At 71.6% G+C, this 23,679-nt stretch carries 21 protein-coding genes; 2 read left to right on the forward strand and 19 right to left on the reverse strand.

Going from position 1 to position 23,679, the window contains the following annotated elements; all coding sequences use genetic code 11:
• Positions 1-45: 45 nt before the first annotated feature.
• From AC07A4_RS04900 to AC07A4_RS04990, 19 genes are all read right to left on the reverse strand, one after another.
• Positions 46-162: a DUF6126 family protein gene (locus tag AC07A4_RS04900; protein ID WP_478594332.1), complete on the reverse strand. Its 117-nt coding sequence runs from the start codon at positions 160-162 to the stop codon at positions 46-48.
• Between the two features lie 37 nt (positions 163-199).
• Positions 200-832 carry a helix-turn-helix domain-containing protein gene (locus AC07A4_RS04905; protein ID WP_478593079.1) on the reverse strand — a complete coding sequence of 211 codons (633 nt, stop codon included), beginning with the start codon at positions 830-832 and terminating at the stop codon, positions 200-202.
• Between the two features lie 75 nt (positions 833-907).
• Positions 908-2,302 (reverse strand): aspartate aminotransferase family protein, encoded by a 1,395-nt coding sequence (locus tag AC07A4_RS04910; protein WP_478593082.1) that lies wholly within the window; start codon positions 2,300-2,302, stop codon positions 908-910.
• The gene (dxs, locus tag AC07A4_RS04915; RefSeq protein WP_478593084.1) at positions 2,299-4,296 is read right to left on the reverse strand and encodes a 1-deoxy-D-xylulose-5-phosphate synthase; all 1,998 of its coding nucleotides are present in this window, start codon (positions 4,294-4,296) and stop codon (positions 2,299-2,301) included. Before dxs ends, AC07A4_RS04910 begins: the two co-directional genes overlap by 4 nt.
• 25 nt (positions 4,297-4,321) lie before the next feature.
• The gene (gene ispG / locus AC07A4_RS04920) at positions 4,322-5,488 is read right to left on the reverse strand and encodes a flavodoxin-dependent (E)-4-hydroxy-3-methylbut-2-enyl-diphosphate synthase (protein WP_478593087.1); all 1,167 of its coding nucleotides are present in this window, start codon (positions 5,486-5,488) and stop codon (positions 4,322-4,324) included.
• Between the two features lie 4 nt (positions 5,489-5,492).
• Positions 5,493-6,512, reverse strand: a complete 1,020-nt coding sequence (hpnH, locus tag AC07A4_RS04925) for an adenosyl-hopene transferase HpnH (protein ID WP_478594334.1) — start codon at positions 6,510-6,512, stop codon at positions 5,493-5,495.
• A 5-nt stretch (positions 6,513-6,517) separates the two neighbouring features.
• Positions 6,518-7,168, reverse strand: coding sequence for a phosphorylase family protein (locus AC07A4_RS04930; protein WP_478593089.1), 651 nt, complete (start codon positions 7,166-7,168; stop codon positions 6,518-6,520).
• Positions 7,168-9,162 (reverse strand): squalene--hopene cyclase, encoded by a 1,995-nt coding sequence (gene shc, locus AC07A4_RS04935; RefSeq protein ID WP_478593091.1) that lies wholly within the window; start codon positions 9,160-9,162, stop codon positions 7,168-7,170. The genes AC07A4_RS04930 and shc overlap by 1 nt, the downstream gene beginning before the upstream one ends.
• 110 nt (positions 9,163-9,272) lie before the next feature.
• The gene (locus tag AC07A4_RS04940) at positions 9,273-10,403 is read right to left on the reverse strand and encodes a polyprenyl synthetase family protein (protein WP_478593093.1); all 1,131 of its coding nucleotides are present in this window, start codon (positions 10,401-10,403) and stop codon (positions 9,273-9,275) included.
• Entirely contained in the window at positions 10,400-11,854 is a 1,455-nt protein-coding gene (gene hpnE, locus AC07A4_RS04945) for a hydroxysqualene dehydroxylase HpnE (protein ID WP_478593095.1), read from the reverse strand. The genes AC07A4_RS04940 and hpnE overlap by 4 nt, the downstream gene beginning before the upstream one ends.
• Positions 11,855-11,963: 109 nt before the next feature.
• Positions 11,964-12,914: a presqualene diphosphate synthase HpnD gene (gene hpnD / locus AC07A4_RS04950; RefSeq protein ID WP_478593098.1), complete on the reverse strand. Its 951-nt coding sequence runs from the start codon at positions 12,912-12,914 to the stop codon at positions 11,964-11,966.
• On the reverse strand, positions 12,911-13,813 hold the full coding sequence (hpnC, locus tag AC07A4_RS04955) for a squalene synthase HpnC (protein WP_478593101.1): 903 nt from the start codon (positions 13,811-13,813) through the stop codon (positions 12,911-12,913). The genes hpnD and hpnC overlap by 4 nt, the downstream gene beginning before the upstream one ends.
• 337 nt (positions 13,814-14,150) lie before the next feature.
• On the reverse strand, positions 14,151-14,936 hold the full coding sequence (locus AC07A4_RS04960) for an ABC transporter ATP-binding protein (RefSeq protein ID WP_478593103.1): 786 nt from the start codon (positions 14,934-14,936) through the stop codon (positions 14,151-14,153).
• Positions 14,929-15,858 carry an ABC transporter permease gene (locus AC07A4_RS04965; protein WP_478593106.1) on the reverse strand — a complete coding sequence of 310 codons (930 nt, stop codon included), beginning with the start codon at positions 15,856-15,858 and terminating at the stop codon, positions 14,929-14,931. Before AC07A4_RS04965 ends, AC07A4_RS04960 begins: the two co-directional genes overlap by 8 nt.
• A 117-nt stretch (positions 15,859-15,975) precedes the next feature.
• Positions 15,976-16,821, reverse strand: coding sequence for a glycosyltransferase family 2 protein (locus AC07A4_RS04970; RefSeq protein ID WP_478594336.1), 846 nt, complete (start codon positions 16,819-16,821; stop codon positions 15,976-15,978).
• A 44-nt stretch (positions 16,822-16,865) separates the two neighbouring features.
• Positions 16,866-17,645, reverse strand: a complete 780-nt coding sequence (locus AC07A4_RS04975) for a CDP-alcohol phosphatidyltransferase family protein (RefSeq protein WP_478593109.1) — start codon at positions 17,643-17,645, stop codon at positions 16,866-16,868.
• Positions 17,623-18,687 (reverse strand): iron-containing alcohol dehydrogenase family protein, encoded by a 1,065-nt coding sequence (locus AC07A4_RS04980; protein WP_478593111.1) that lies wholly within the window; start codon positions 18,685-18,687, stop codon positions 17,623-17,625. Before AC07A4_RS04980 ends, AC07A4_RS04975 begins: the two co-directional genes overlap by 23 nt.
• Positions 18,675-19,427, reverse strand: a complete 753-nt coding sequence (locus tag AC07A4_RS04985) for a phosphocholine cytidylyltransferase family protein (RefSeq protein ID WP_030684556.1) — start codon at positions 19,425-19,427, stop codon at positions 18,675-18,677. Before AC07A4_RS04985 ends, AC07A4_RS04980 begins: the two co-directional genes overlap by 13 nt.
• A complete protein-coding gene (locus AC07A4_RS04990; RefSeq protein WP_478594338.1) occupies positions 19,424-21,226 on the reverse strand; it encodes a DUF5941 domain-containing protein in 1,803 nt (600 codons plus the stop codon). Before AC07A4_RS04990 ends, AC07A4_RS04985 begins: the two co-directional genes overlap by 4 nt.
• Positions 21,227-21,501: 275 nt before the next feature.
• Here AC07A4_RS04990 and galE point away from each other — a divergent pair, with 275 nt between their 5' ends.
• Positions 21,502-22,482 (forward strand): UDP-glucose 4-epimerase GalE, encoded by a 981-nt coding sequence (galE, locus tag AC07A4_RS04995; protein ID WP_478593114.1) that lies wholly within the window; start codon positions 21,502-21,504, stop codon positions 22,480-22,482.
• A gap of 137 nt (positions 22,483-22,619) precedes the next feature.
• Positions 22,620-23,552 (forward strand): cation diffusion facilitator family transporter, encoded by a 933-nt coding sequence (locus tag AC07A4_RS05000; RefSeq protein ID WP_478593117.1) that lies wholly within the window; start codon positions 22,620-22,622, stop codon positions 23,550-23,552.
• The last annotated feature ends 127 nt before the right edge of the window (positions 23,553-23,679 follow it).

Genomic DNA, 23,679 nt, shown 5'->3' on the forward strand with positions numbered 1-23,679 from the left:
CACGGGTTCCGGCCGCCCAAGGTCACTGTTCCTGGCCGCCCAAGGTCACTGGTTCTGGCCGCCCAGGAGGAACAGCAGGTAGATGAAGCCCGCGAACACATGGCCCACGGCGACGTAGATGATCAGCCGCACCCACAGGGCACGCGGGAACTTCTCCTCCATGACCATGCGGCGCGCGGGCCGCTCCGACTCCCGCGACTCAGATTCCGTCATGTCGGTCTCCCCTCATAGGGCCGCCGAGGCAGAGCGCGGCGGCAGGGCTCTGCAGCAAGGTGTGGACGAACAGGAAGTCGGCGCCGCCGTGCTCCACGGCGGCGATCCGGTGCGGCGTCAGCGAGTCGAAGTGCGCGCTGTCGCCGGGGGCGAGGGTGTACGAGGTGTCGCCGAGACGCAGGCTCACCCGCCCGGTGAGGACGTACAGCCACTCCTCCCCCGGGTGCACCCGCACGATGTCTCCCTGCGCGCCGTAGGGCACGTGCACGCGCAGCGCCTGCATGCCCCGGCCCGGGGAGCCCGCCTGCCAGTAGGTCCAGCCGCCGGCGGCGGTGGGCTCCATGTCGGGGGCGCGGACGACGGCGTCGCGGTCGGCGGGCGTCTCGCCGAGCAGCTCCGAAACCGTCGTACCGTAGGTACGGGCGAGCGTCAGGAGCATCGGCAGCGACGGCTGCCGCTGTCCGGTCTCCAGCCGGGACAGGTGCGCGGGCGAGAGCCCCGCCGTCCGGGCCGCGGCCTCCAGGGTCAGCGAGGCACGGCGGCGCAGCTCACGCAGGTGCGGAGCGACGACGGGCAGCGCGTCGGCCGCCTCGTCGCCGTCCGGAGTGGCAGGGCTCATACCGTCGATTGAGCCAGAGCTTTACCTCTCGGGCAATTTTCTTGCCTCACAGGCAAAGCGGGCGGGCAGGCGGTGCTAACGGTTCGCGACCGCCTGCTTCACCAGGGTCTTGCCGAAGTCCCAGATCAGCCCGCCGCCCCCGTGCGCCTCGTCCATGACGTCGGTGAACGCCGTGACGAAGCGGTCCACCTCCTTCTCGCCGATGGTCAGCGGCGGGATGAGCTTGATCACCTCCAGGTGGTCGCCGGAGACCTGGGTGAGGATGCGGTGCTTCTGGAGCAGCGGTACGACCACCATCTGCGCGAAGAGGCCCTTGCGGGCCGCCTGGAGCATCGTCCAGCGGCTGCGCAGCTTCAGGGACGTGGGCCTGCCGAACTCGATGCCGATCATGAGGCCGCGGCCGCGGACGTCGCTGAGCAGTTCATAGCGGTCGGTGAGGGCCGCGAGGCGGGACTGCAGGAGCTCCCCCGTGACGCGGGCGTTGGCCACCGTCCCCTCGTCCTCCATGACGGCGAGGACCGCGAGCCCGGCCGCCATGGCCTGGGCGTTGGACCCGAAGCTGGCGGAGTGGACCAGGACGCGGTCCATGGCCGAGTAGACCTTCTTGAAGATCCAGTCCTTGCCGAGGGTCGCGCCGACCGGGACGTAGCCGCCCGAGAGCGCCTTGGCGACGCACACCAGGTCGGGTTCGACGCCCTCCTCGTGCTGGTGGGCGTAGAAGGCCCCGGTCCTGCCGAGGCCGGTCTGCACCTCGTCGGCGATGAGGAGCGCCTTGTGCCGGTGCAGGAGCTCCTGGGCGGCGCGCAGATAGCCGGGCGGACTCGCGTGCACGCCCTTGCCCTGGATCGGCTCGACGATCAGCGCGGCCACGTCCCCGCGCTTCAGCTCCCGGCGCAGCGCGTCGAGGTCGCCGAGGGGGACGGCCGTGTCCGGGAGCAGCGGCGCGAAGCCGTCGCGGAAGCCGTCCTCGCCGTTCACCGACAGGGACCCGGTGGTCAGGCCGTGGAAGGCGTGCGCGCAGTACAGGATCCGCGGCTTGCCGGTGGCGTACCGGGCGAACTTCAGGGCGGTCTCGACGGCCTCGGTGCCGCTGTTGCCGAAGAACACGCGGTCCAGATACGGGCTGTGCGCGAGCAGCCGCTCGGCGAGCAGTCCTGGCAGTGGCTGGCAGTCGAAGCGGGTCAGGTCGGCGAGGGAGGCGTCGAGCACGTCGTGCAGGGCCTTGCGGACGACGGGGTGGTGGCGGCCGAGGCCCATCACGCCGAAGCCCGCGAGCATGTCGAGGTAGTCGGCGCCGTCGGCGTCCCAGAAGTAGGCGCCCTCCGCGCGTTCGTAGACCTTGTCGAAGCCGATGGTGTGGAGCATGCGCGGCAACTGGTGGTTGAGGTGCCGGGTGTGCAGCTCGTACCGCTCGGCGCCGCGCTCGGCGAGCAGTCTGCCGAGGTCGAACTCCTTGCTCGTGCTTGTCATGCTCGGTTCTCCCCGCCGGCCGCACCGGCTTTCTCCGTTGTCTCCGTGCCGGTGGCCCCGGCTGTCTCCTCCGGCTCGGCGGCGGACGCCCGTGGGGCGCCGACGCCTGCCGGGTGCGCGGCGCCGCCCGCGCGGGCGATCGCCGCGCTGATCCGGCCCGCGATCTCCACCGGCGTCAGTCCGACGTCGGCGAGGACCTCGGCGCGCTTGGCGTGCGCGAGGAACTGCTCCGGGATGCCGAAGCGGCGTACGGGCACGTCCACGTCGGCGTCGTCGAGGGCGAGCGCGACGGCCGCGCCGACGCCCGCCGCGCGGCTGTTGTCCTCCACGACGGCGACAAGCCGGTGGCGCGCGGCGAGCGGCGCCAGGGCCGCGTCGACGGGCTTGACCCAGCGCGGGTCGACGACGGTGCAGCCGATGCCCCGCTCGCCCAGGAGGTCCGCGGCCTGCAGGCAGACCGGCGCCATCACGCCGACGGCGACGAGCAGCACCTCCGGGTCAGGGTCCGCGCGCAGCACGTCCATGGCGCCCACGCGGTCCACGGCCGGGATCGCGGGGCCCACCGACTCCTTGGGGAAGCGCAGCAGCGTGGGCGCGTCGTCGACGTTCACGGCCTCGCGCAGCTGGGCGCGCAGCTGGTCGGCGTCGCGGGGCGCGGCGACGCGCAGGCCCGGGACGACCTGGAGGACCGACAGGTCCCACATCCCGTTGTGCGAGGCCCCGTCGGGTCCGGTGACTCCGGCCCGGTCCAGGACGAAGGTGACGCCGCACCGGTGCAGGGCGACGTCCATCAAGAGCTGGTCGAAGGCGCGGTTGAGGAAGGTGGCGTAGACGGCGACGACGGGGTGCAGGCCGCCGGTGGCGAGTCCGGCGGCGGACACCGCCGCGTGCTGCTCGGCGATGCCCACATCCCAGACGCGGTCGGGGTAGGCCTCCGCGAACTTGGTGAGCCCGACGGGGTGGAGCATGGCCGCGGTGAGGGCCACCACGTCCTCGCGCTCGGCGCCGATGCGGACGATCTCGTCGCCGAAGACGGAGGTCCAGGAGGGGCCGTTGGACGGCGCGAGCGGCTCGCAGGTGAGGGGGTCCATGACGCCGACGGTGTGGAAGCGGTCGGCCTCGTCGGCGAGCGCGGGCTCGTAGCCGCGGCCCTTCTCGGTGAGGCAGTGCACGATGACCGGGCCGTGGAAGCGCTTCGCGCGGCGCAGCGCGGACTCCACGGCCCTGATGTCGTGGCCGTCGATGGGGCCGACGTACTTCAGGCCGAGGTCCTCGAACAGGCCTTGGGGCGCGAAGGCGTCCTTGAAGCCCTTCTTGGCGCCGTGCAGCGACTCGTACAGGGTGCGGCCGACGACGGGCGTGCGCTGGAGGACGTCCTTGCCCCAGGCGAGGACCTGTTCGTAGCCGTCGGTGGTGCGCAGGGTGGCCAGGTGGTTGGCGAGGCCGCCGATGGTGGGGGCGTAGGAGCGCTCGTTGTCGTTGACGACGATGATCAGCGGCCGGTCCTTCGCGGCCGCGATGTTGTTGAGCGCTTCCCAGGCCATGCCGCCGGTCAGCGCCCCGTCGCCGATGACGGCCACGACGTGGCCGCGCTCGCCGAGGACCTGCCGCGCCCTGGCGAGCCCGTCGGCCCAGCCGAGCGCGGTGGAGGCGTGGCTGTTCTCGACGATGTCGTGCTCGGACTCCTCGCGCGAGGGGTAGCCCGAGAGGCCGCCCTTGTGGCGCAGCTTGGAGAAGTCCTGGCGCCCCGTCAGGAGCTTGTGCACATAGGTCTGGTGGCCGGTGTCCCACACGATGCGGTCGACGGGCGACTCGAAGACCCGGTGCAGGGCGACGGTGAGCTCCACCACCCCCAGGTTGGGCCCGAGGTGTCCGCCGGTCCTGGCGACCGCGTGCACCAGGAACTCCCGGACTTCCTCCGCCAGTTCGCACAGCTCGGACTCGGTCAGCGCCTTCAGGTCGCGCGGCCCCCGGATGGTCTCCAAAAGGGTCATGCTCGGGCCCCCTTACTGGTTGTCCTCAGCTCACAGTGACGTCGGGCACCCCGGACGGGACGCCTGCGGCCTCCATCTGTGCGGCGATCTTCATCGCCTCGTCGATCAGGGTCTCCACGATCTTCGACTCGGGCACCGTCTTGATGACCTCGCCCTTCACGAAGATCTGCCCCTTGCCATTGCCCGAAGCGACCCCCAGGTCCGCCTCACGCGCCTCACCCGGACCGTTCACCACACACCCCATGACGGCCACGCGCAGCGGGACCTCCATGCCCTCGAGCCCGGCGGTCACCTCATCCGCCAGCTTGTACACATCCACCTGTGCCCGGCCGCACGACGGACACGAGACGATCTCCAGGCGGCGCTGGCGCAGGTTGAGGGACTCCAGGATCTGGATGCCGACCTTGACCTCGTCCGCCGGGGGCGCCGACAACGACACCCGGATGGTGTCGCCGATGCCCTCGCTCAGCAGCGCGCCGAACGCGACGGCCGACTTGATCGTGCCCTGGAACGCCGGACCCGCCTCGGTGACGCCCAGGTGGAGCGGGTAGTCGCACCGCGCCGCCAGCTGACGGTAGGCGTTGACCATCACCACCGGGTCGTTGTGCTTCACCGAGATCTTGATGTCCCTAAAGCCGTGCTCCTCGAACAGCGACGCCTCCCACAGCGCCGACTCCACCAGCGCCTCCGGCGTCGCCTTGCCGTACTTCTTCAGCAGCCGCTTGTCGAGCGACCCGGCGTTGACACCGATGCGGATCGGGACACCAGCGGCGGAAGCGGCCCGCGCGATCTCCTTGACCTTGTCGTCGAACTGCTTGATGTTGCCCGGGTTCACCCGCACCGCCGCACAGCCCGCGTCGATCGCCGCGAACACGTACTTCGGCTGGAAATGAATGTCCGCGATCACCGGAATCTGCGACTTCCGCGCGATCACCGCGAGCGCGTCCGCGTCGTCCTGCGTCGGACACGCCACCCGCACGATCTGACAGCCCGAGGCCGTCAGCTCCGCGATCTGCTGCAACGTCGCCCCGATGTCCGACGTACGCGTCGTCGTCATCGACTGCACCGACACCGGCGCGTCCCCGCCCACAGCCACCGACCCGACCTGGATGCGCCGCGCGCGGCGGCGCGTCGCGATCGGCCGGGCCGGTGGCTCGGGCAGGCCCAGGGGAACGGGCCCCGAGGGGGTCATGACGTCACCGGTTCCCGGCGGCGGTCTCACGCATGGCGCGCAGCGACTCCTTGAGCGAGCCCATGGTGGCGAGCACGGCCGTCGGCTCGTACCCGCAGTGCGCCATGCAGTTGGCGCACCGGTCGTCCTTGCCGCGGCCGTACTTGCTCCAGTCGGTCTCCTCGATCAGCTCCCGGTACGTCGGTACGTAGCCGTCGCTCATCAGATAGCAGGGGCGCTGCCAGCCGAAGAGCGAGTAGTTCGGGATCGCCCACGCCGTGCACTGGAAGTCGACCTTGCCCTCGAGGAAGTCGAGGAACAGCGGCGAGTGGTTCAGCCGCCAGCGGCGCCGGTTGCCGCCCGCGAAGGCCTTCTTGAACAGCTCCCTGGTCTGCTCGACGCCGAGGAAGTGCTCCTGGTCGGGGGCCTTCTCATAGGCGTAGGCGGGCGACAGCATCATCTCGTCGACCTGCAGGTCGTCATTGAGGAAGTTCAGGACCTCGATGATGGTCTGCGGGGTGTCGGTGTTGAAGAAGGTCGAGTTGGTGGTGACCCGGAAGCCGCGCTTCTTGGCCTCCTTGATCGCCGCCACCGCCTCGTCGAACACGCCCTCCTTCGCCACGGACTCGTCGTGGCGCTCCCGCATGCCGTCGATGTGCACGGCGAACGCGAAATACGGCGAGGGCGTGAACTTGTCCATCTTCTTGCGCATCAGCATCGCGTTGGTGCACAGGAAGACGAACTTCTTCCTGGCCACCAACTGCCGCACGATCTCATCGATCTGAGGGTGCATCAGGGGCTCGCCACCGGCGATGGACACCATCGGCGCCCCCGACTCGAGGACGGCTCCCACGGCCTGGGCCACCGGCATGCGCTGCTTGAGCACACCGGCCGGGTGCTGGATCTTGCCGCAGCCCTCACATTTGAGATTGCACGCGAACAACGGCTCCAATTCGACGATCAGTGGAAACTTGTCACGCTTGCGCAGCTTCTGTTCAAAGAGGTAGGTAGCGACCTTGATTGACTGGCGCAGCGGCATGGCCATCTGGCTCACCTCCGGGGGAGCGGCGAAGAACGGTGCCATTCGAAAAAAGCGGGAAGCACGGCACGGAGTACGCGGAAGGCCTTTATGCCACCGCGGACCGTGCCGACGCGTACGAGTTCGTGCTGTGGGGCGTCCACGACCACCCGGACGGCCGCAACCGGCCGGGGGCCCGCCGTGACCGCGCTGCGCAGAGTGACGGCGGACTCCATGTCCACCGCGATCGCGCCGGTGGCAAGGAGGTCGCCGCGCTCGTGGCCGCGCACGACGTGGTCGGAGCCGGTGAGGGGGCCGGTGTGCACGGTGCGCCCGGGCACCGCCCGCACCAGCTCCTCCACCAGGAGTTCGGTGCCCTGGCAGGGCGTGCTGCCGCCGTCGTGGCGGGTCTCTTCGGCGACGACCAGGTCACCGGGGTGCATGCCGGGGGCGAGCCCCGCGCAGAACCCGGTGGCCACGACGGCGGCCCCGCGCAGGGAGTCCTTGCCGAGCGCCCGGGTCACGGCGCGCTCGGCGGCCCTCGGACCCATGCCCGTGCGCAGCACGGTCACGGGGCCGCTCGCGCCGCCGCGGTCGCCGGTGCGCAGGGCGAGGTGCTCGATGCCGAGCGCGCAGGCGACGAGCAGCGGTGCGGTTCCCGGCCGGGCCGGGGCCGTGGCCATCAGCCGCCCTTGCCCAGGCCGCCGATGGACGGCTCGCCGTGGACGTACCGGCCGAGCGCGGTCAGCGGGAAGACCTGCCGGTACAGGTGGTAGTTGATCGAGAAGTCCCAGGGGAAGCCGGTGCCGGTGAAGTACGGCTCGTCCCAGGAGCCGTCCTCGCCCTGGGTCTGGACCAGCCAGGCGACGCCCCGCTCGACGGCCCTGGAGTCCCGCTCCCCGGCGGCGAGCAGCGCGATCAGCGCCCACGCGGTCTGGGACGCGGTGGACGCGCCGTGCCCGATCCACTTCTCCTCGCGGTAGGAGCGCAGGTCTTCGCCCCAGCCGCCGTCGTCGTTCTGCACCGACTCCAGCCAGGAGACCGCGCGGCGGACCGCCGCGTGCGCGGCGGGCAGCCCGGCGGCGATGAGGGCGGGCACCACCGAGCCGGTGCCGTATACGTAGTTGACGCCCCAGCGGCCGAACCAGGCGCCGCTCGCCTCCTGTTCGGCCAGCAGCCACTCGATGCCGCGCCGGGTGCGCGGGTCGTGGGACTTGCCCTCGTAGGCGAGCATCTCCACGACGTGCGCGGTGACGTCCGCGGACGGCGGGTCGATGACCTCGCCGAAGTCGCAGAACGGCAGCTTGTTGGGGAACGGGCTGGTGTTGTCGACGTCGAAGGCGGCCCAGGCGCCGTTCTTCGACTGCATGCCCAGGTTCCAGTGCACGCCGCGGGCGATGGCGCCCTCCATCCGGCGCCGGTCGGGGTGGGCGACGCGGCGCAGCGCGAGGACGACCTCGGCGGTGTCGTCGATGTCGGGGTAGTTGTCGTTGTGGAACTCGAACGCCCAGCCACCGGGGGCCAGATGGGGGCGGCGCACGGACCAGTCGCCGGGCCGCGCGATCTCCTCCCCCAGCATCCAGTCCGCGGCCTTGACCAGCTGCGGATGGTCGGCGGGCACCCCGGCGTCGGCGAGCGCGATGGTGGCGAGGCAGGTGTCCCAGACGGGCGACTGACAGGCCTCGATCATGCGGGCGCCGTCCTCGCGCCACACGGCGAACCGGTCGAGCGAGGCGATGCCCGCCTTCAGGACGGGGTGGTCGAGGTCGTAGCCGAGCAGGTGCAGCGCGATGACCGAGTACACGGCGGGCGGCTGGATGCCGCCCCAGCAGCCGTCGTTCTCCTGGCGCTCGATGATCCAGCGCGCGGCGCTGTTCATCGCCGCCTTCCGCACCGGCTTCGGGGCGACCTTGTGGTACAGGTGCAGCGCCTTGTCCAGGCGCTGGAAGACCCCGTCCCAGCTGCCCACGGGGGCCAGCGGCCGGGCGGGGCTCGGGTCGCTGGGATCGGTGTGCAGCTCGTCGAGGGGGAACGGCGCGGGGCGCACCGGGCGCTTGGCCGAGACGACGGTCAGCGGCACGATCGTCTGCCGCGCCCAGCAGCCGAAGTCGTAGATGTTGAGCGGGAACCACTTCGGGAAGTACAGGAGCTCCGGCGGGAGTTCGGGCAGGTCGTCCCACTTCCACCAGCCGAAGAGGGCGAGCCAGATCCGGGTGAACACGCGGGCCGCGGCGATGCCGCCCTGCTCACGGACCCAGGCGGAGGCGCGCGCCATGTGCGGCTCGTCCGGGGCGTCCCCGGCCAGGCGCAGGGCGACGTACGCCTCGATGGTGGCCGAGAGTTCACCGGGTCCGCCGAAGAAGGTGGCCCACGTCCCGTCGTCGCGCTGCTCGCCGCGGATGAAGAGCGCGGCGGCGCGCGTGGTCGACTCGTCCCGGATGCCCAGGAACTGACGGAGCAACAGGTCCTCGGCGTCCATGGTCACATTGGTTTCCAGGTCGCCCTTCCACCACCCCTGGGCGTCCTGGCGGGACAGCAGGAAGTCCGTGGACCGTTGTATGGCGCGTGCGGCGGCTTCGCGTGCCCCGGCCGCCCCGGGGGTGATGTCGGTCGTCTTGGTGGCCGAGGCCGCGCGGGGCGTCGCCGCTCCGGTGGAACCGTCGGTCGTCGCTGTCATGGCTTCCCCTTCGACGCAGTGCTTCATCTCTGCTGGGTCCGCCGTCGGACACACCGCCCTCACCAGGGCGGCGCGTCCGGCGACTGCGAGTCAGGTGTGCCCGATAGTGATCATCTCTTCCGTACGACGACGAAGTCGGCGAGCGCGGTGAGCTGCGCCCGCACCAGGTCAGGCATCTGGACCGCGTCCAGGGCCCCGATAGCGACGGCGTGCTGCCGCCGCGCCTCCTCGGCGGTCCACTCGCGGCCGCCCGCCTCCTCGATGAGCGCGGCGCGCGCGGCGAACTCCTCCTCGGAGAAGCTGTCGAAGTCATTGCTCTTGGCGTCGGCGGCGAGCAGCTCGCCGAGCCGCTCGGAGGCCGGGCCGCCCGCGGCGAGCGCGGCGACGACCGGCAGCGACTTCTTGCGCTGGCGCAGGTCGCTCCAGGTCTGCTTGCCGGTCGCCTCGGGGTCGCCCCAGATGCCGAGCAGGTCGTCGACGGCCTGGAAGGCGAGCCCGAGGTGGTAGCCGTACTTCTCCAGGGTGTCGGCGGTGGCGTCGTCGGCGCCGCCGAGGACCGCGCCGATGGAGACCGCGCAGGCGAGCAGGGCGCCCGTCTTGTTGCCCTCCATCTCCAGGCACTCCTCGACGGTGACCCGCTCGCGGTGCTCATAGGAGATGTCCTGCGCCTGGCCGTCGATGAGGGCGCGGGTCGCGCTGGTCAGACGGCGTGTCGCCCGCCCGGCCTCGACGGTACCGAGCTCCAGGAGCACCTCGTTGGCGAGGGCGAACAGCGCGTCCCCGACGAGGATGGCCTGCGCGGGGCCGTGCACCTTCCACACGGTGTCGCGGTGGCGGCGCTGCTCGTCGCCGTCCATCAGGTCGTCGTGGAGCAGCGAGAAGTTGTGGACGAGCTCGACGGCGACCGCTCCGGGCACGCCCACCTCGGGGGCGGCGCCCGCCGCCTCCGCGGAGAGCAGGGCGAGCGCCGGACGCACGGCCTTGCCGCCGTCGCCGTCGGCCGGGTTGCCCGCCGCGTCGATCCAGCCGAAGTGGTAGGCGGCGACGGTGTCCATGGGCGGCGCGAGGCGGTCCACGGCGGACCGCAGCACCGGGGTGGCCAGTGTCCGGCCCCGCTCAAGCAGCGCGGTCACGTCCACAGCGGCCGGTTGGGCCGAGGGCACAGTCGGCACAGTCTCTCCTCTAGTTCCGGTGGTTCCGGTGCGGGGTTTCTGGGACGGCCCCAGAAGGTCGAGCGTCACGCCGCCTCCTCGAAGAGATGGTCACGGGGGCGGTCGAGCGCGGTCAGCGCCGCCCTCGCGGCGCTGATACCGCTGCGAACAGCGCTTTCCATCGTCGCGGGCCAGCCGGTGGCGGTCCACGCGCCGGCCAGGTAGAGCCCGGGCGCCTTGGTGCGCGGGCCCGGGCGGAGGCGGCCGACGCCCGGCGTCGGCGCGAAGGTCGCGGTGCGCTCCCGGGTCACGAAGAAGTCCAGGACGCGCGCGCCGTGCGCGGCGGGCAGCAGGCGCTCGAGCTCCGGCAGATAGCGCTCCCTGAGCGCCGCCACGGGGGCGTCGATCTCGTCCTGGGCGGCGGACTGGGACAGCGCCAGGTACTGGCCCTCGCGCAGGCCCGAGGCCTCGGTCCGGTCGAAGACCCACTGGACCGGGGTGCCGAGCGCGGCGAAGAAGGGCCGCTTGAGGACCTTGCGGTCGTACACGACGTGGATGTTGACGATCGGCGCCGTGTCGATGCCGAGCAGCAGGTCAGGCTCGTCGAGCGCGCCGTCCGGGAGCAGGTCGTGGGCCTCGGCCTGGGGCACGGCGAGCACGACCGTGTCGGCCTGAATGCTCTCGCCGGGAACCTCGACCCGCCAACCGCCGTTCTTATGGGGCGAGATGGAGGTGACACGTGTGCGCAGTGCGGTGCGGACGCCCGAGGAGTCGAGCGCCTTGCGGGCCAGGCGGTCATGGAGTTCACCGAGGGGCACCCGTGCCCAGCCGATGTCGGCGGCGCCCGGCTCCGAGAGCAGCCCGGTCTTGAACACCATCGCGGCGAGCCCCAGCGAGGCGTCGCCCGCCACGGCGTTCAGGGTGGCGACGCCCACGAGGTCCCACAGGGCCTCGATGGCGCGCGCCGACTGCCCGTGCGCGGCCAGCCAGCTGCCGAAGTCCTGGTGGTCGAGCGCCGGGTCGGCCGGGTCGAGCCCCTTGAGGGCGAGCGCCGCGCGGCCCACCTGGGCGCGCTCGGCGAGCGACAGATGCGGGTACGTGGCGAGGCTCGCGGCCAGGTGCAGCGGCACGGGCAGCGCGGTGCGGCGCAGCCGCCCCAGGCGGTTGGTGTCCGCGTCGAGCACGGGGACGTCCAGACGGTCCTGGAGCGGTGCCAGGTGGGCGCCCTCGACGCGGTCGAGGAACCAGCGGTAGGCGGTGCAGCAGCGCAGATAGACGTGCTGGCCGTTGTCGACGGTCAGCTCGCCGCGCGGGAAGGAGAAGGCGAGTCCGCCAAGGCGCGGGCGCCCTTCGAGCAGCGTGACGTCCAGGCCCGCGTCGGCGAGGGCGAGGGCGCTGGTGACGCCGGCGAGTCCGCCGCCCACCACGACGGCGGACGCCGAAGCGCCGCCCGGGGCCTGTTCGGCGGGGCGGCGCGCGCGTGGTCCGCCCGCGGGATCCGCGTCACCGTCGGGACCGGGCCTGCTGTCGTGCTGCCTCATGCGTCCTCCCTTTGGGCAGTTGCAGTCTGGGACGCCAAGGTCATGCGGAGGGTTGCCCGCCGTTTGCGGCGGCCGGTCCCCGGGGCGCGGACGCCGCCGCGGACGCGGGTCACGTACGCCTCCTGACGGCCTGCCGCGAGACGCTGCGCGCGTCCAGGCCGGACAGGCCGCGCACGGCGACGTACGCCTTCTCGCGGCCCGGCAGGGAGACCCGGCCCCGGAGGACCGCTTCCGGTTCGCGCTCGATGCGGTCGAGCAGCCGGCGGTAGATGCCCGCCATGGCGGCGACGCAGGCGCCGCTGCGCCGGTCGAGCATGGGCAGCAGGCGGTAGCCCTCGGCGAACAGGGCGCGGGCGCGGCGCACCTCGAAGTGGACGAGGCCCGCGAAGTCGGACCCGGCGGGCGGCTCGGGGCTCGCGAACCCCGCGGAGCAGCCGAACTTGGCGAGGTCGTCGCCGGGCAGATAGGTGCGGCCCTCCAGGGCGTCCTCGCGAACGTCCCTGAGGATGTTGGTGAGTTGGAGCGCGAGACCGAGCGTGTCGGCGTACTCCGGCGCGCGCTCCGCGTGCAGCGCCCCCGGCTCTGTGCCGAACACGCCGAGGGAGAGCCGCCCGATGGCCCCGGCCACGCAGCGGCAGTAGACCTTGAGGTCGTCCCAGGTCTCGTAGCTCTCGCCGCGCACGTCCATCAGGACGCCGTCGATGAGCTCGTCGAGGCCGCCGAGCGGGATCGGGAAGTGCCGGGCGGCGTGGCTGAGCGCCACCGCCACGGGGTCGGTGTCGTCCTCGTCCACCGCCCCGTCGCGGACCCGGGTGAGCAGGGCGCGGGTGTCGTCCAGCCGCTCCTTCTTCACGTCCGGCGCGAGCGTGCCGTCCCCGATGTCGTCCACGCGCCGCGAGAACGCGTAGAGCGCGGACATCGCGCGCCGCTTGGGCGTCGGCAGCAACCTGATGCCGTACGCGAAATTACGTGCCTGCTGCCCGGTCACGGCCTCGCAATAGCTGTATGCGGCGAGTACCGGCGCGGACACGCGAGGTTCTGACTCCACGGTCCGGCTCACCCCTCTCCTCGCAGAACCGCACCCACCTCGCGCAGCAAGCGCGTCTTCGTGGGCTTCGGCGGCCTTGGAAGTACGTCGTATCCGGCGGCGGCGATCGCCGCGACCGCCGCCCTCCCCCCTGCCACGAACCCTGCCAGCAGCAGCTTCAGCCTGCCGTGGACGCTACCCACCAGGGGGGTGCCTTCATTCAGGAGGCGATGGGCGCGTTCCGCTTCATATGCAACCAGGGCGCGCACCGACGCGCCTGCCGTGGGGACCGCCAGGTCCCCCTCCTGGACGTGGAAGCGCGACATGTCCTCGGCGGGCAGATAGATCCGGTCGCGCGCGAGGTCCTCGCGCACGTCCTGGAGGTGCTCCACGATCTGTAGCGCGGTGCACACGGAGTCGGAGAGGCGGACGCGCTCGGGCGTCTCGGTGCCGGTGATGGCGAGGACGAGGCGGCCGACCGGGTTCGCGGACAGCTCGCAGTACGCAACGAGGTCGGCGTAGGTCTCGTACCGCGTGACCAGCTGGTCCTGGCGGTTGGCGGCGATCAGGCCGAGGAAAGGATCGGGGGTGAGCTCCCGGCGGCGCACGGTGGGCACAAGGGCACGCAGCAGGGGGTGTCCTGGCTCCTGGCCGGTGGCGAAGACCCGGCCCAGATCGGCCTCGAAGGCGTCGAGCAGGGCGAGCGGGTCGCCCGCGGCCTCGGGGTCGGCGCCCAGGTAGCGGGCGTGGGCGGTGCCGCGGGCCAGGTCGGAGTCGCCGATGTCGTCGACCAGGCGGGCGAAGCCGTAGACGGCCATGAGGTCCTCGCGCCAGGCGCGCGGGAGGAAGAAGGGGGCCACGGGAAAGTTCTCGTCCGCGGCTTTGGCGAGGACGGCGGACGCATCGCGTAGCTGGAGATCGTCCGTAGCCATTGCCGTCACATCTCCCGTTCTACACTGCCGACCCAATACATCCCATTTCGGACACGCCGCCCGGGACTCCATGCGGTGGACCGTGCCCTCGTACCCGCTCATGGAGCGATATCGCCCCACTTGCCGCGAATCAGCACCGGTACAGCTTACGTTGTACAACGGACGGCGAGTCGTCGGGGTGTTCCGCACATCACAACAACGCACCGATTGACGTCAATCTTCCCTGGGCTCCTGGGACTTGAGGGATTCGTGATGTCTGAAAACGCATCAGGGTCCCGCCCGGGGACACGGACGGGACCCTGCTCCATTCGGCCGCGACCAGATGGCGGCCCTCCGGCTACTTGCCGGTGAACTTCTCGTACTCCTTGATGACCTCGTCGGTCGGGCCGTCCATCCGCAGCTCACCGCGCTCCAGCCACAGCACCCGGTCGCAGGTGTCACGGATCGACTTGTTGTTGTGGCTCACCAGGAACACCGTGCCCGCCTCCTTGCGCAGCTCGCGGATGCGGGCCTCGGAGCGCTTCTGGAACTTGCGGTCACCCGTCGCGAGCGCCTCGTCGATCATCAGCACGTCGTGGTCCTTCGCCGCCGCGATGGAGAACCGCAGCCGGGCCGCCATGCCCGAGGAGTACGTGCGCATCGGCAGGGTGATGAAGTCGCCCTTCTCGTTGATGCCGGAGAAGTCGACGATGTCCTGGTAACGCGCGCGGATCTGCTCCCGGCTCATGCCCATCGCCAGACCGCCCAGGATCACGTTCCGCTCACCCGTCAGATCGTTCATCAGCGCCGCGTTCACCCCGAGCAGCGAGGGCTGGCCGTCCGTGTACACCTTGCCCCGCTCGGCGGGCAGCAGCCCCGCGATCGCCCGCAGGAGGGTGGACTTGCCGGAGCCGTTCGACCCGATGAGGCCGATCGCCTCGCCGCGGTAGGCGGTGAAGCTGACCCCGCGCACGGCGTGCACCTTGCGCACGCCGCGCTCCTCGCCGCGCTTGATGATCCGGCTCAGCGCGGAGGTGGCGCTGCCCTTGCCCGTCTTGGCGCCGTTGACGCGGTAGACGATGTGCAGCTCGTCCGCGATGACGGTGGGGATGTGCGCCCGGTCGGCGCTCTTGTCGTCAGCCACGGCCGTACCGCTCCTCCGCCTTCCAGAAGTACACGAAGCCGCCGACGGCGACGAGCGCCGCCCAGCCGGCCGCGACCGCCCAGACGTGCGGCGGCAGGTTCTCGGAGCCATAGCCGTCGATGAGCGCGAAGCGCATCAGGTCCATGTAGATGGCGGCCGGGTTCCACTGGAGGATGTCGGCGATCCACGCCGGGTGCTCCTTGAGCATCACCGGGATGGAGAACATCACGCCGGACGCGTACATCCAGGTGCGCATCACGAACGGCATCAGCTGCGCGAGGTCCGGGGTCTTGCTGCCGAGCCTCGCCATGATCAGCGCGAGGCCGGTGTTGAAGAGGAACTGCAGCGCGAGGACCGGCAGGATGAGCAGCCAGGAAAGGCGCGGGTAGCTGCCGAAGCCGATCGCGACGACGAACAGCACGATCATCGAGAACAGCAGCTGCTGGAGCTGCTGCAGCGAGAAGGAGACCGGCAGCGAGGCGCGCGGGAAGTGCAGCGCGCGCACCAGGCCGAGGTTGCCCGAGATCGCCCGCACGCCCGCCATCACCGAGCTCTGCGTGAAGGTGAAGACGAAGACGCCTGTCACGAGGAACGGGATGTACACCTCCCGCTCCATGCCCCGGTCGGCCTTCAGGATCAGGCCGAAGATCAGGAAGTAGACGAGCGCGTTGAGCAGGGGGGTCGCGACCTGCCAGAGCTGGCCGAGCTTGGCCTGGCTGTACTGGGCGGTCAGCTTCGCCTGCGAGAAGGCGAGGATGAAGTGACGCCGCCCCCACAGCTGGCGGACGTACTCCATGAGGCCCGGACGGGCACCGCTGACGGACAGTCCGTACTTGGCCGCGAGCTCGGCCGGGGAAAGCCCGTCGTCGGGCGACGGTGGCGCGGTCAGCGCGACTCCACCGTCCTGCGTTGTCTCACTCACGAGGGGAAACTTTCGTCTTCAGATGCGCGGCCGGTCGGGTGTAGGCGCGGGCCGGGATCAGGGTACGGCCGGGCCAGGGCCCGGGGTACGGCCCGAATGGTGTCAGAGCAGAGCTTGTCAGATGACAGGAGGGCGGCCCAGTCGGGTCAGGCGCCAGACCGTACGCCACTTCATGGGCCTGCGAGGGCCGCACGGGCTCGTCCAGCCCTCCTTGAAGCCGCCGAACCAGGCCTTGAGGGCGGGCCGCGAGGGGCGCCGGGCCAGGGTCAGGAGCAGCCACACGCCCAGGTACACGGGGACCAGGAGGGCGGGCAGGTTGCGGCGGGCGAGCCAGACCCGGTTGCGGGCCACCATGCGGTGGTAGACCGCGTGCCGCGAGGGCGCCGTGGTCGGGTGGTACAGGACCATGTCGGCGCGGTAGTCGATCATCCAGCCGGCGTCGAGGGCCCGCCAGGCCAGATCGGTCTCCTCATGGGCGTAGAAGAAGGCGTCGGGCAGGCCGCCGACCTCTGCCAGGACCTTGGTGCGGACGGCGTTGGCGCCGCCGAGGAACGTCGTCACGCGCGAGGAGCGCATCGGGTCCGAGGCGCGCAGCCGCGGCACGTGGCGGCGCTGGGTGACCCCCGTGTCGGGATCGGCGATGCGGAAGCTGATGATCCCGAGCCCGGGGTCGGCGGCGAAGGCCTCCCGGCACAGCTGAGCGGTGTCCGCGTGCGCCAGGAGGCCGTCGTCGTCGAGGAAGAGCAGGACGTCGACGTCGGTGCCGCCGGGCCCGAAGGCCTCGATGCCGACGTTGCGCCCGCCGGGGATGCCCAGGTTCTCGGGCAGTTCTATGGTGCGCACACCGGCGGGGACGTCCGGCACGGGGGCGCCGTTGCCGACCACGACGACCTCGACGCGGTCGCCGTCCTGCTTGGCGACCGAGTCGAGCAGCGCCCGCAGCTCCTGCGGGCGGTTGCCCATGGTGATGACGACCGCGCCGACCTTGAGGTGCTCTGCCGGAGTGCTCACTTCAGCCTGCTCGAAGCGAGGATGGACACCAGGTGCAGCACCGTCTGGAGGAGCGCGATGCCCGCGAGCACCGCGACGCCCAGGCGCGAGAAGAACAGGTCGCCCCGGGCCTCGTCCACGATCGCGATGACCAGGATGAGCAGGGACGCCTCGATGCCGAGGATCAGCCGGTGGAACTTCAGCGCGGCGGCGGCCTTGCGGGCCAGGGCGACGCCGGACGCGCGCGGCTCGGACGCGGACTCCTGCACCGGCGCCATGCCCTGCTGGTGCCGGGCGACGGCGACGAGGTCGGTCTCCGCCTTGATCAGGATGGCGCCGAGGGCGGCCAGGGTGCCGAGGAAGGCCCACAGCCAGTCGATGCGCCCCGAGCCCCACAGGTCGGCGGCGCGCAGGCCGAAGCCGACCAGGACGGCGGCGTCGCACAGATAGGCGCCGACGCGGTCCAGGTACACGCCGGACATCGAGTACTGCTTGCGCCAGCGGGCGATCTCGCCGTCGACGCAGTCGAGCAGGAGATAGAGCTGGACCGCGACGACGCCGAGCACGGCGCCCCAGATCCCCGGCACGAGCAGGGCCGGGGCGGCCAGGACACCGGCGACGGTCATCAGATAGGTGAGCTGGTTGGGCGTGATCCTGGTGTTCACCAGGTAGCGGTCGCAGCGCAGCGAGATCTCCCGCATGTACAGGCGTCCCGCCCAGTGCTCACCGCTGCGCCGGTCCTTCACCCCCGCGGGGTGAACGACGGGCCGGAGTTCAGCTACCGATGGCCTTGGCATAGTCGGCGTATGCGTCCTTGATCTGGTCGTGGTTCAGACTGAGGTGCTCGAGGATCGTGTAGCGGCCCGGCCGGGTCTGCGGCGCGTACTCCACGACCTGGACGAACTCGTCCACGGTGAAGCCGATCTCCTCCGGCAGGACGGGCAGGCCGTGGCGGCGCAGGACCTCGGCCATGTACGCGGACTCCTCGCGGGCACCGCGCAGGTGCATCGCGAAGGCCGCGCCGAGGCCGCACTGCTCGCCGTGGCTCGCCGCGCGCTTGGGGAAGAGCAGGTCGAAGGCGTGGTTGATCTCGTGGCAGGCGCCGGACGCCGGGCGGGAGTCGCCCGAGACGGACATGGCGATGCCGGTGAGGACCAGGCCTTCGGCGAGGACCTGCAGGAAGCCGTCGTCGCCGACGCCGCCGGGGTGGCGCAGGACCGCCTCGCCCGCCTGGCGGGCCATCGCGGCGGCGAGGCCGTCGATGTCCTCGCCGCGCTCGCGGGCGGCGAGCTCCCAGTCCCGGATCGCGGAGATGTTGGACAGGGCGTCGCCGATGCCGGAGCGCACGAAGCGGACCGGGGCCTCGCGGATGACGTCGAGGTCGATGACGACCGCGATCGGGTTCGGCACGCCGTAGCTGCCGCGGCCCGCGTCGTTGTCGAGGGTCGCGACGGGCGAGCACAGGCCGTCGTGCGACAGGTTCGTCGCGACGGCGACCAGCGGCAGGCCGACGCGCGCGGCGGCGAACTTGGCACAGTCGATGATCTTGCCGCCGCCGAGGCCGACGACCGCGTCGTAGCGGCCCTTCTTCATGGCGTCGGCGAGCTTGATGGCGTCATCGAGCGTGCCGCCGCCCACCGGGAACCACTCGGCGTTCGGCAGCGAAGGGGCGAGGCGCTCGCGCAGGACCGCGCCGGAGCCGCCGCTGATGGCGATGGCGAGCTTGCCGGTCGACGAGCAGATCCTCTGGTCGGCGAGGACACCGGCCAGGTCGTTGAGCGCCCCCGGCCGGATGTCGACGACGACCGGCGAGGGGATGAGCCTCGTCAGTACTGGCACGCGATCTCACGTCCCTTGGCGAGGTCGTCGTGGTTGTCGATCTCGACCCACGTGACGTCGCCGATGGGCGCGACGTCGACCTTGAAGCCGCGGTTGACGAGCTCCTGGTAGCCGTCCTCGTAGTACAGGTCGGGGTCGCGCTCGAAGGTGGCCTTCAGGGCGTCGGCGAGCTCCTCGGCGGCCTCGCCCTCGATGAGGGTGACGCCGATGTACTCACCGGTGGCCTCGGCCGGGTCCATCAGCTTGGTGATCTTCTGGACGCCCTTCTCGGGGTCCACGACGACCTTCATCTCCTCGTCGGCGAGGTTCTTCACCGTGTCGAGGGCGAGGATGATCTTCTTGCCGTCGCCGCGGGCGGCGAGCAGCGTCTTCTCGACGGAGACCGGGTGCACGGTGTCGCCGTTGGCGAGGATCACGCTGTGCTTGAGGGCGTCACGGCCGCACCACAGGGAGTAGGCATTGTTCCACTCCTCGGCCTTGTCGTTGTCGATCAGGGTGAGCTTGAGGCCGTACTTCGCCTCGAGCGCTTCCTTGCGGTCGTAGACGGCTTCCTTGCGGTAGCCGACGATGATCGCGACCTCGGTCAGGCCGATCTCGGCGAAGTTCTTCAGGGTGAGGTCGAGCACGGCCAGCTCGTTCTCGGTTCCCTCGCCCACCACGGGCACCAGCGCCTTGGGCAGCGTTTCGGTGTAGGGGCGCAGACGCCGGCCGGCGCCGGCGGCCAGGACGAGGCCGATCATGCGGGTTCTCCTTCATCGTGTACGGCGGGTGCGCCGCGGTTGTGCGCGGTCACCCAGAAGCGGGTGCTCTCGACGAGCACCACAAGGGCCACGGCCACGGCGAGCGCCGTGAGCGCGACGGTGAAATCTGTGTTTGTCAGCAGGGCCGCGGCCACGGTGACCGCGAAGGTCCTGCCCTCGTGCCCGCCGATCACCCGCACCAGCCAGCGCGGGGGCGCGACGACACCGCGAATGCGGTACACGGTGTCGTAGTGATGGTAGGCGACCGCGGCCACCAGGCCGAAAGCCGCGGGAAGGGCTCCGTTCACGTCGGCTTTGGCCGCCAGTACCAGAACGGTGCCGTATTCGGCGGCGCGGAAGAACGGGGGAACCAGCCAGTCGAGGGGGCCCTTGAGGGGGCGGGCGACGGCGAGGCCCGAGGTGATCACGTATCCGGCGGCGGCGATGACCGGCCACGGGCTGCCGAAGGACGTGCAGGCGGCGGTGGCGACGACGGCCGCGCCCCCGGCGAGGGCGAGGACCGGGGCGAGCCCGGGGACGCCCCGCAGGGTGGCGAGCGCGCCCGCGAAGGGCCCGGTGTCGGCGAGGTCGGCCAGGGCCGTGGCGGCCCGGTCGGTGCGCTTGGCCTTGCGGGTCAGGGAGCGCAGGACGCGGCCCGCGGTGGTGTAGCAGGCGGCGAGGCCGCAGCCGATCAGGAGCACGACGAACGTGACGCGCGGGGTGGTGAGCGCGGTCAGGGCGGCGATGAGCGCCCAGCGCTCCCCGATGGGCAGCACGATCATCCGGCGGGCCCACACCGTCCAGCCGCGGCTGTCGAGCTTGTCGGAGAGGGCGGCGGTGGGGCTGGTGTTGGCGGTCGCGTCGTGGTTGGCCTCGTTGAACGAGAAGTCCACGACGTGCCGGCAGGTCTGGAGGATCATCGCGCCGAGCGCGAGGGCCCAGACGTCATCGCCGCCGCGGGCCGCGCCGAGGGCGAGGCCCGCGTAGTACGCGTACTCCTTGGCCCGGTCGAAGGTCGCGTCCAGCCAGGCACCGAGCGTCGAGTACTGCAGGGAGTAGCGCGCGAGCTGGCCGTCCGTGCAGTCCAGGACGAAGGAGAAGAGCAGCAGGAGGCCCGCGGCGACGAAGCCGCCGCGGGTGCCGGTGGCCGCGCAGCCCGCCGCGATCAGGGCGACGAGCAGTGAGGCGGTGGTGACCTGGTTCGGGGTGAAGCCGCGGCGGGCGCACCAGCGCGCGAGGTAGCGCGAGTACGGGCTGATGCAGTACGTGGTGAAGAAGCCGTCGCGGGCCTTGACCGCGCTGCGCAGGCGTACGGCCTCGTCGTCGACGGCGGCGACGGCCTGGCGGGCGGTGTTGCGGGCCTCGGGGTCGGTGGGCACGGCGGCGACGAGGGTGCCGAGCTCGGGCCGGTGCACGGCCACGTCGGCGGCTTCGAGCTCCTCGGCGAGCCGGTCGGGGACGGCCTGCGCGGCCACCGCGACGTTCGCCGGGCCGCCCGCGCCGGTGGCCGTGCGCAGCGCGCGGGTGAGCGCGGCGCGGGCCTCGGGCTTGGCGGTGACGGCGCCGGGCACGGCGGCCGCGGCGAAGCGCGGGTCGGTCAGGCCGAGGCGCAGCGCGTGGGGGTGGCCGACGAACCGGGTGTCCACGACGGCGACGCGCTGGTCCGCGGGGACGGCGCGCACGAGGGCCTCGGCCCCGGCCGCGTCCGGGGCGGTCCGCACGTCGAAGCCCAGGGACCGCAGATCGCCTTCGAGGGGCGAGCCGGGCACCGGCTGGCCGGTGAGGATGGCGGTCGACAGGACGAACTCACTCCTTGATTCCCGGCGCGACTCGCGCGGGCACGTGCGTGACGGGGGCGCCCTCGCCGGGAGGCGGCCGGGCGGCGTGTCGGCAGAGGCTATCGGATGAATGGAAGCGGGCGTTCACCGCCCGTTCACGCTCCGATCAGCGCCATCCGCAAGGGCCGCACGGGTCGGCGCGGCCGTTGCCCGACGCGATCATCATGGTCGATGGCGGGCCGCCGCCACAAACCGTGGGGGCGGGATCCACGCAAGCCCGCCTAAGGTGGACGGCCATGACATGGTTGATCACAGGTGGAGCGGGATATATCGGGGCACACGTGGCGCGGGTGATGGCCGACGCCGGTGAGCGGGTGGTCGTCCTCGACGACGTCTCGTCGGGGGTGCCCGACCGGCTGCCCGCGGACATTCCCCTCATACGGGGCTCCTCGCTCGACGGGGAACGGCTGCGCGCGGCGTTCGCCGAGCACGCGGTGACCGGCGTCGTGCATCTGGCGGCGCGCAAGCAGGTCGGGGAGTCCGTCGCGGAGCCGCTGCGCTACTACCGGGACAACATCGGGGGCCTGGTGACGCTCCTGGAGGCGGTGGCGGCGGCCGGAATCCAGCGGTTCGTCTTCTCCTCGTCGGCCGCGGTGTACGGAAATCCGCCGCATACGGAGTTCGTCTCGGAGGACACGCCGTGCGCGCCGGTCAGCCCGTACGGCGAGACGAAGCTGGCCGGGGAGTGGCTGGTCCGGGCCGCGGGCACGGCGCACGGGATCACCACGACGTGCCTGCGCTACTTCAACGTGGCGGGCGCCGCGACGCCGGAGCTCGCGGACACCGGGGTCTTCAACGTGGTCCCGATGGTCTTCGACCGGCTCACCCGCGGCGAGGCCCCGCGGATCTTCGGCACCGACCACCCCACGCCCGACGGCACCTGTGTGCGCGACTACGTCCACGTGACCGACCTGGCGCGGGCCCATCTCGCCGCGGCCCGCAGGGCGCCCGAGCCCGGCACCGATCTGACGGTGAACATCGGCCGCGGCGAAGGCGTTTCCGTACGCGAACTCCTGACGGTCATCGGCGAGGTCACCGGGGACACCCGCGCCCCCATCCTGGAGCCGGGCCGTCCGGGCGATGCCCCACGCGCGGTGGCGGACGTGCGCCGGGCGACGCGGGAGCTCGGCTTCACGGCCCAGCTCGGGGTGCGCGAGATGGTCGCGTCGGCGTGGGCGGGCTGGTGCCTGCGGCACCCGGAGGCCCTGCGCGCCTGACGCCCTCCCCAGAGCGGCCCGTTTCCGCAGGCCACGGCATATGACAACGGTGTTCACGATCGCGTTGCCAGATACCCCCCACCCGTAGTTCACTGTGATCGCTGCCACGGGTTGTCGACGACATGGAGGACCGCGTCATGGGGGCTGGACACGACCACGGCCACGCGCCGCCCACGACCGGCACCGCCGCGGCCGCCTACCGGGGGCGGCTGCGGATCGCCCTGTCGCTCACCGTCACCGTGATGGTCGTCGAGATCGTCGGTGGCCTCGTCGCGGACTCGCTCGCGCTGATCGCGGACGCGACGCACATGGCCACCGACGCGCTCGGCCTCGGCATGGCGCTGCTCGCGATCCACTTCGCGAACCGCCCGCCGAGCGAGAACCGCACGTTCGGCTACGCCCGCGCCGAGATCCTGGCGGCGCTCGCGAACTGTCTGCTGCTGTTCGGCGTCGGCGGCTACGTGCTGTACGAGGCGATCCAGCGGTTCGTCACGCCGTCGGAGACCGAGGGCGGGCTCACCATCGTCTTCGGCCTCATCGGCCTGGTGGCGAACCTCGTCTCGCTGTCGCTGCTCATGGGCGGCCAGAAGGACAGCCTCAATGTGCGGGGCGCCTTCCTCGAGGTCCTCGCGGACGCGCTCGGCTCGGTGGCGGTCCTGGTCTCCGCGCTCGTCATCCTGCTCACCGGCTGGCAGGCCGCCGACCCCATCGCGTCGATCGTCATCGGCCTCATGATCGTCCCGCGCACCTGGAAGCTGCTGCGCGACACCTTGAACGTGCTGCTCGAAGCGGCTCCCAGGGGCGTGGACATGGCCGAGGTCCGCGCCCACATCCTGGCCCTGCCCGGCGTCGAGGACGTCCACGACCTGCACGCCTGGACCATCACCTCGGGCATGCCGGTGCTGTCCGCGCACGTCGTGGTGAGCAGCGAGACGCTGACCGCCGTCGGGCACGAGAAGATGCTGCACGACCTGCAGGGCTGCCTGGGCGGCCACTTCGACGTCGAGCACTGCACGTTCCAGCTGGAGCCGAGCGGCCACGCGGTGCACGAGCCGCGGCTGTGTCACTGAAAGTGCTACATTGGCCATGGCCTTGCACGGGCCCTTGAGCAGGCAGGGACGACGAGCCCTGCGGATACGAAAGAGGTGGGTTGATGACGGTCGCGGTTCTCGCTGCCCCGCGCGGCGACGTGTTCCT

This window comes from Streptomyces sp. NPDC043996 (assembly GCF_056435225.1).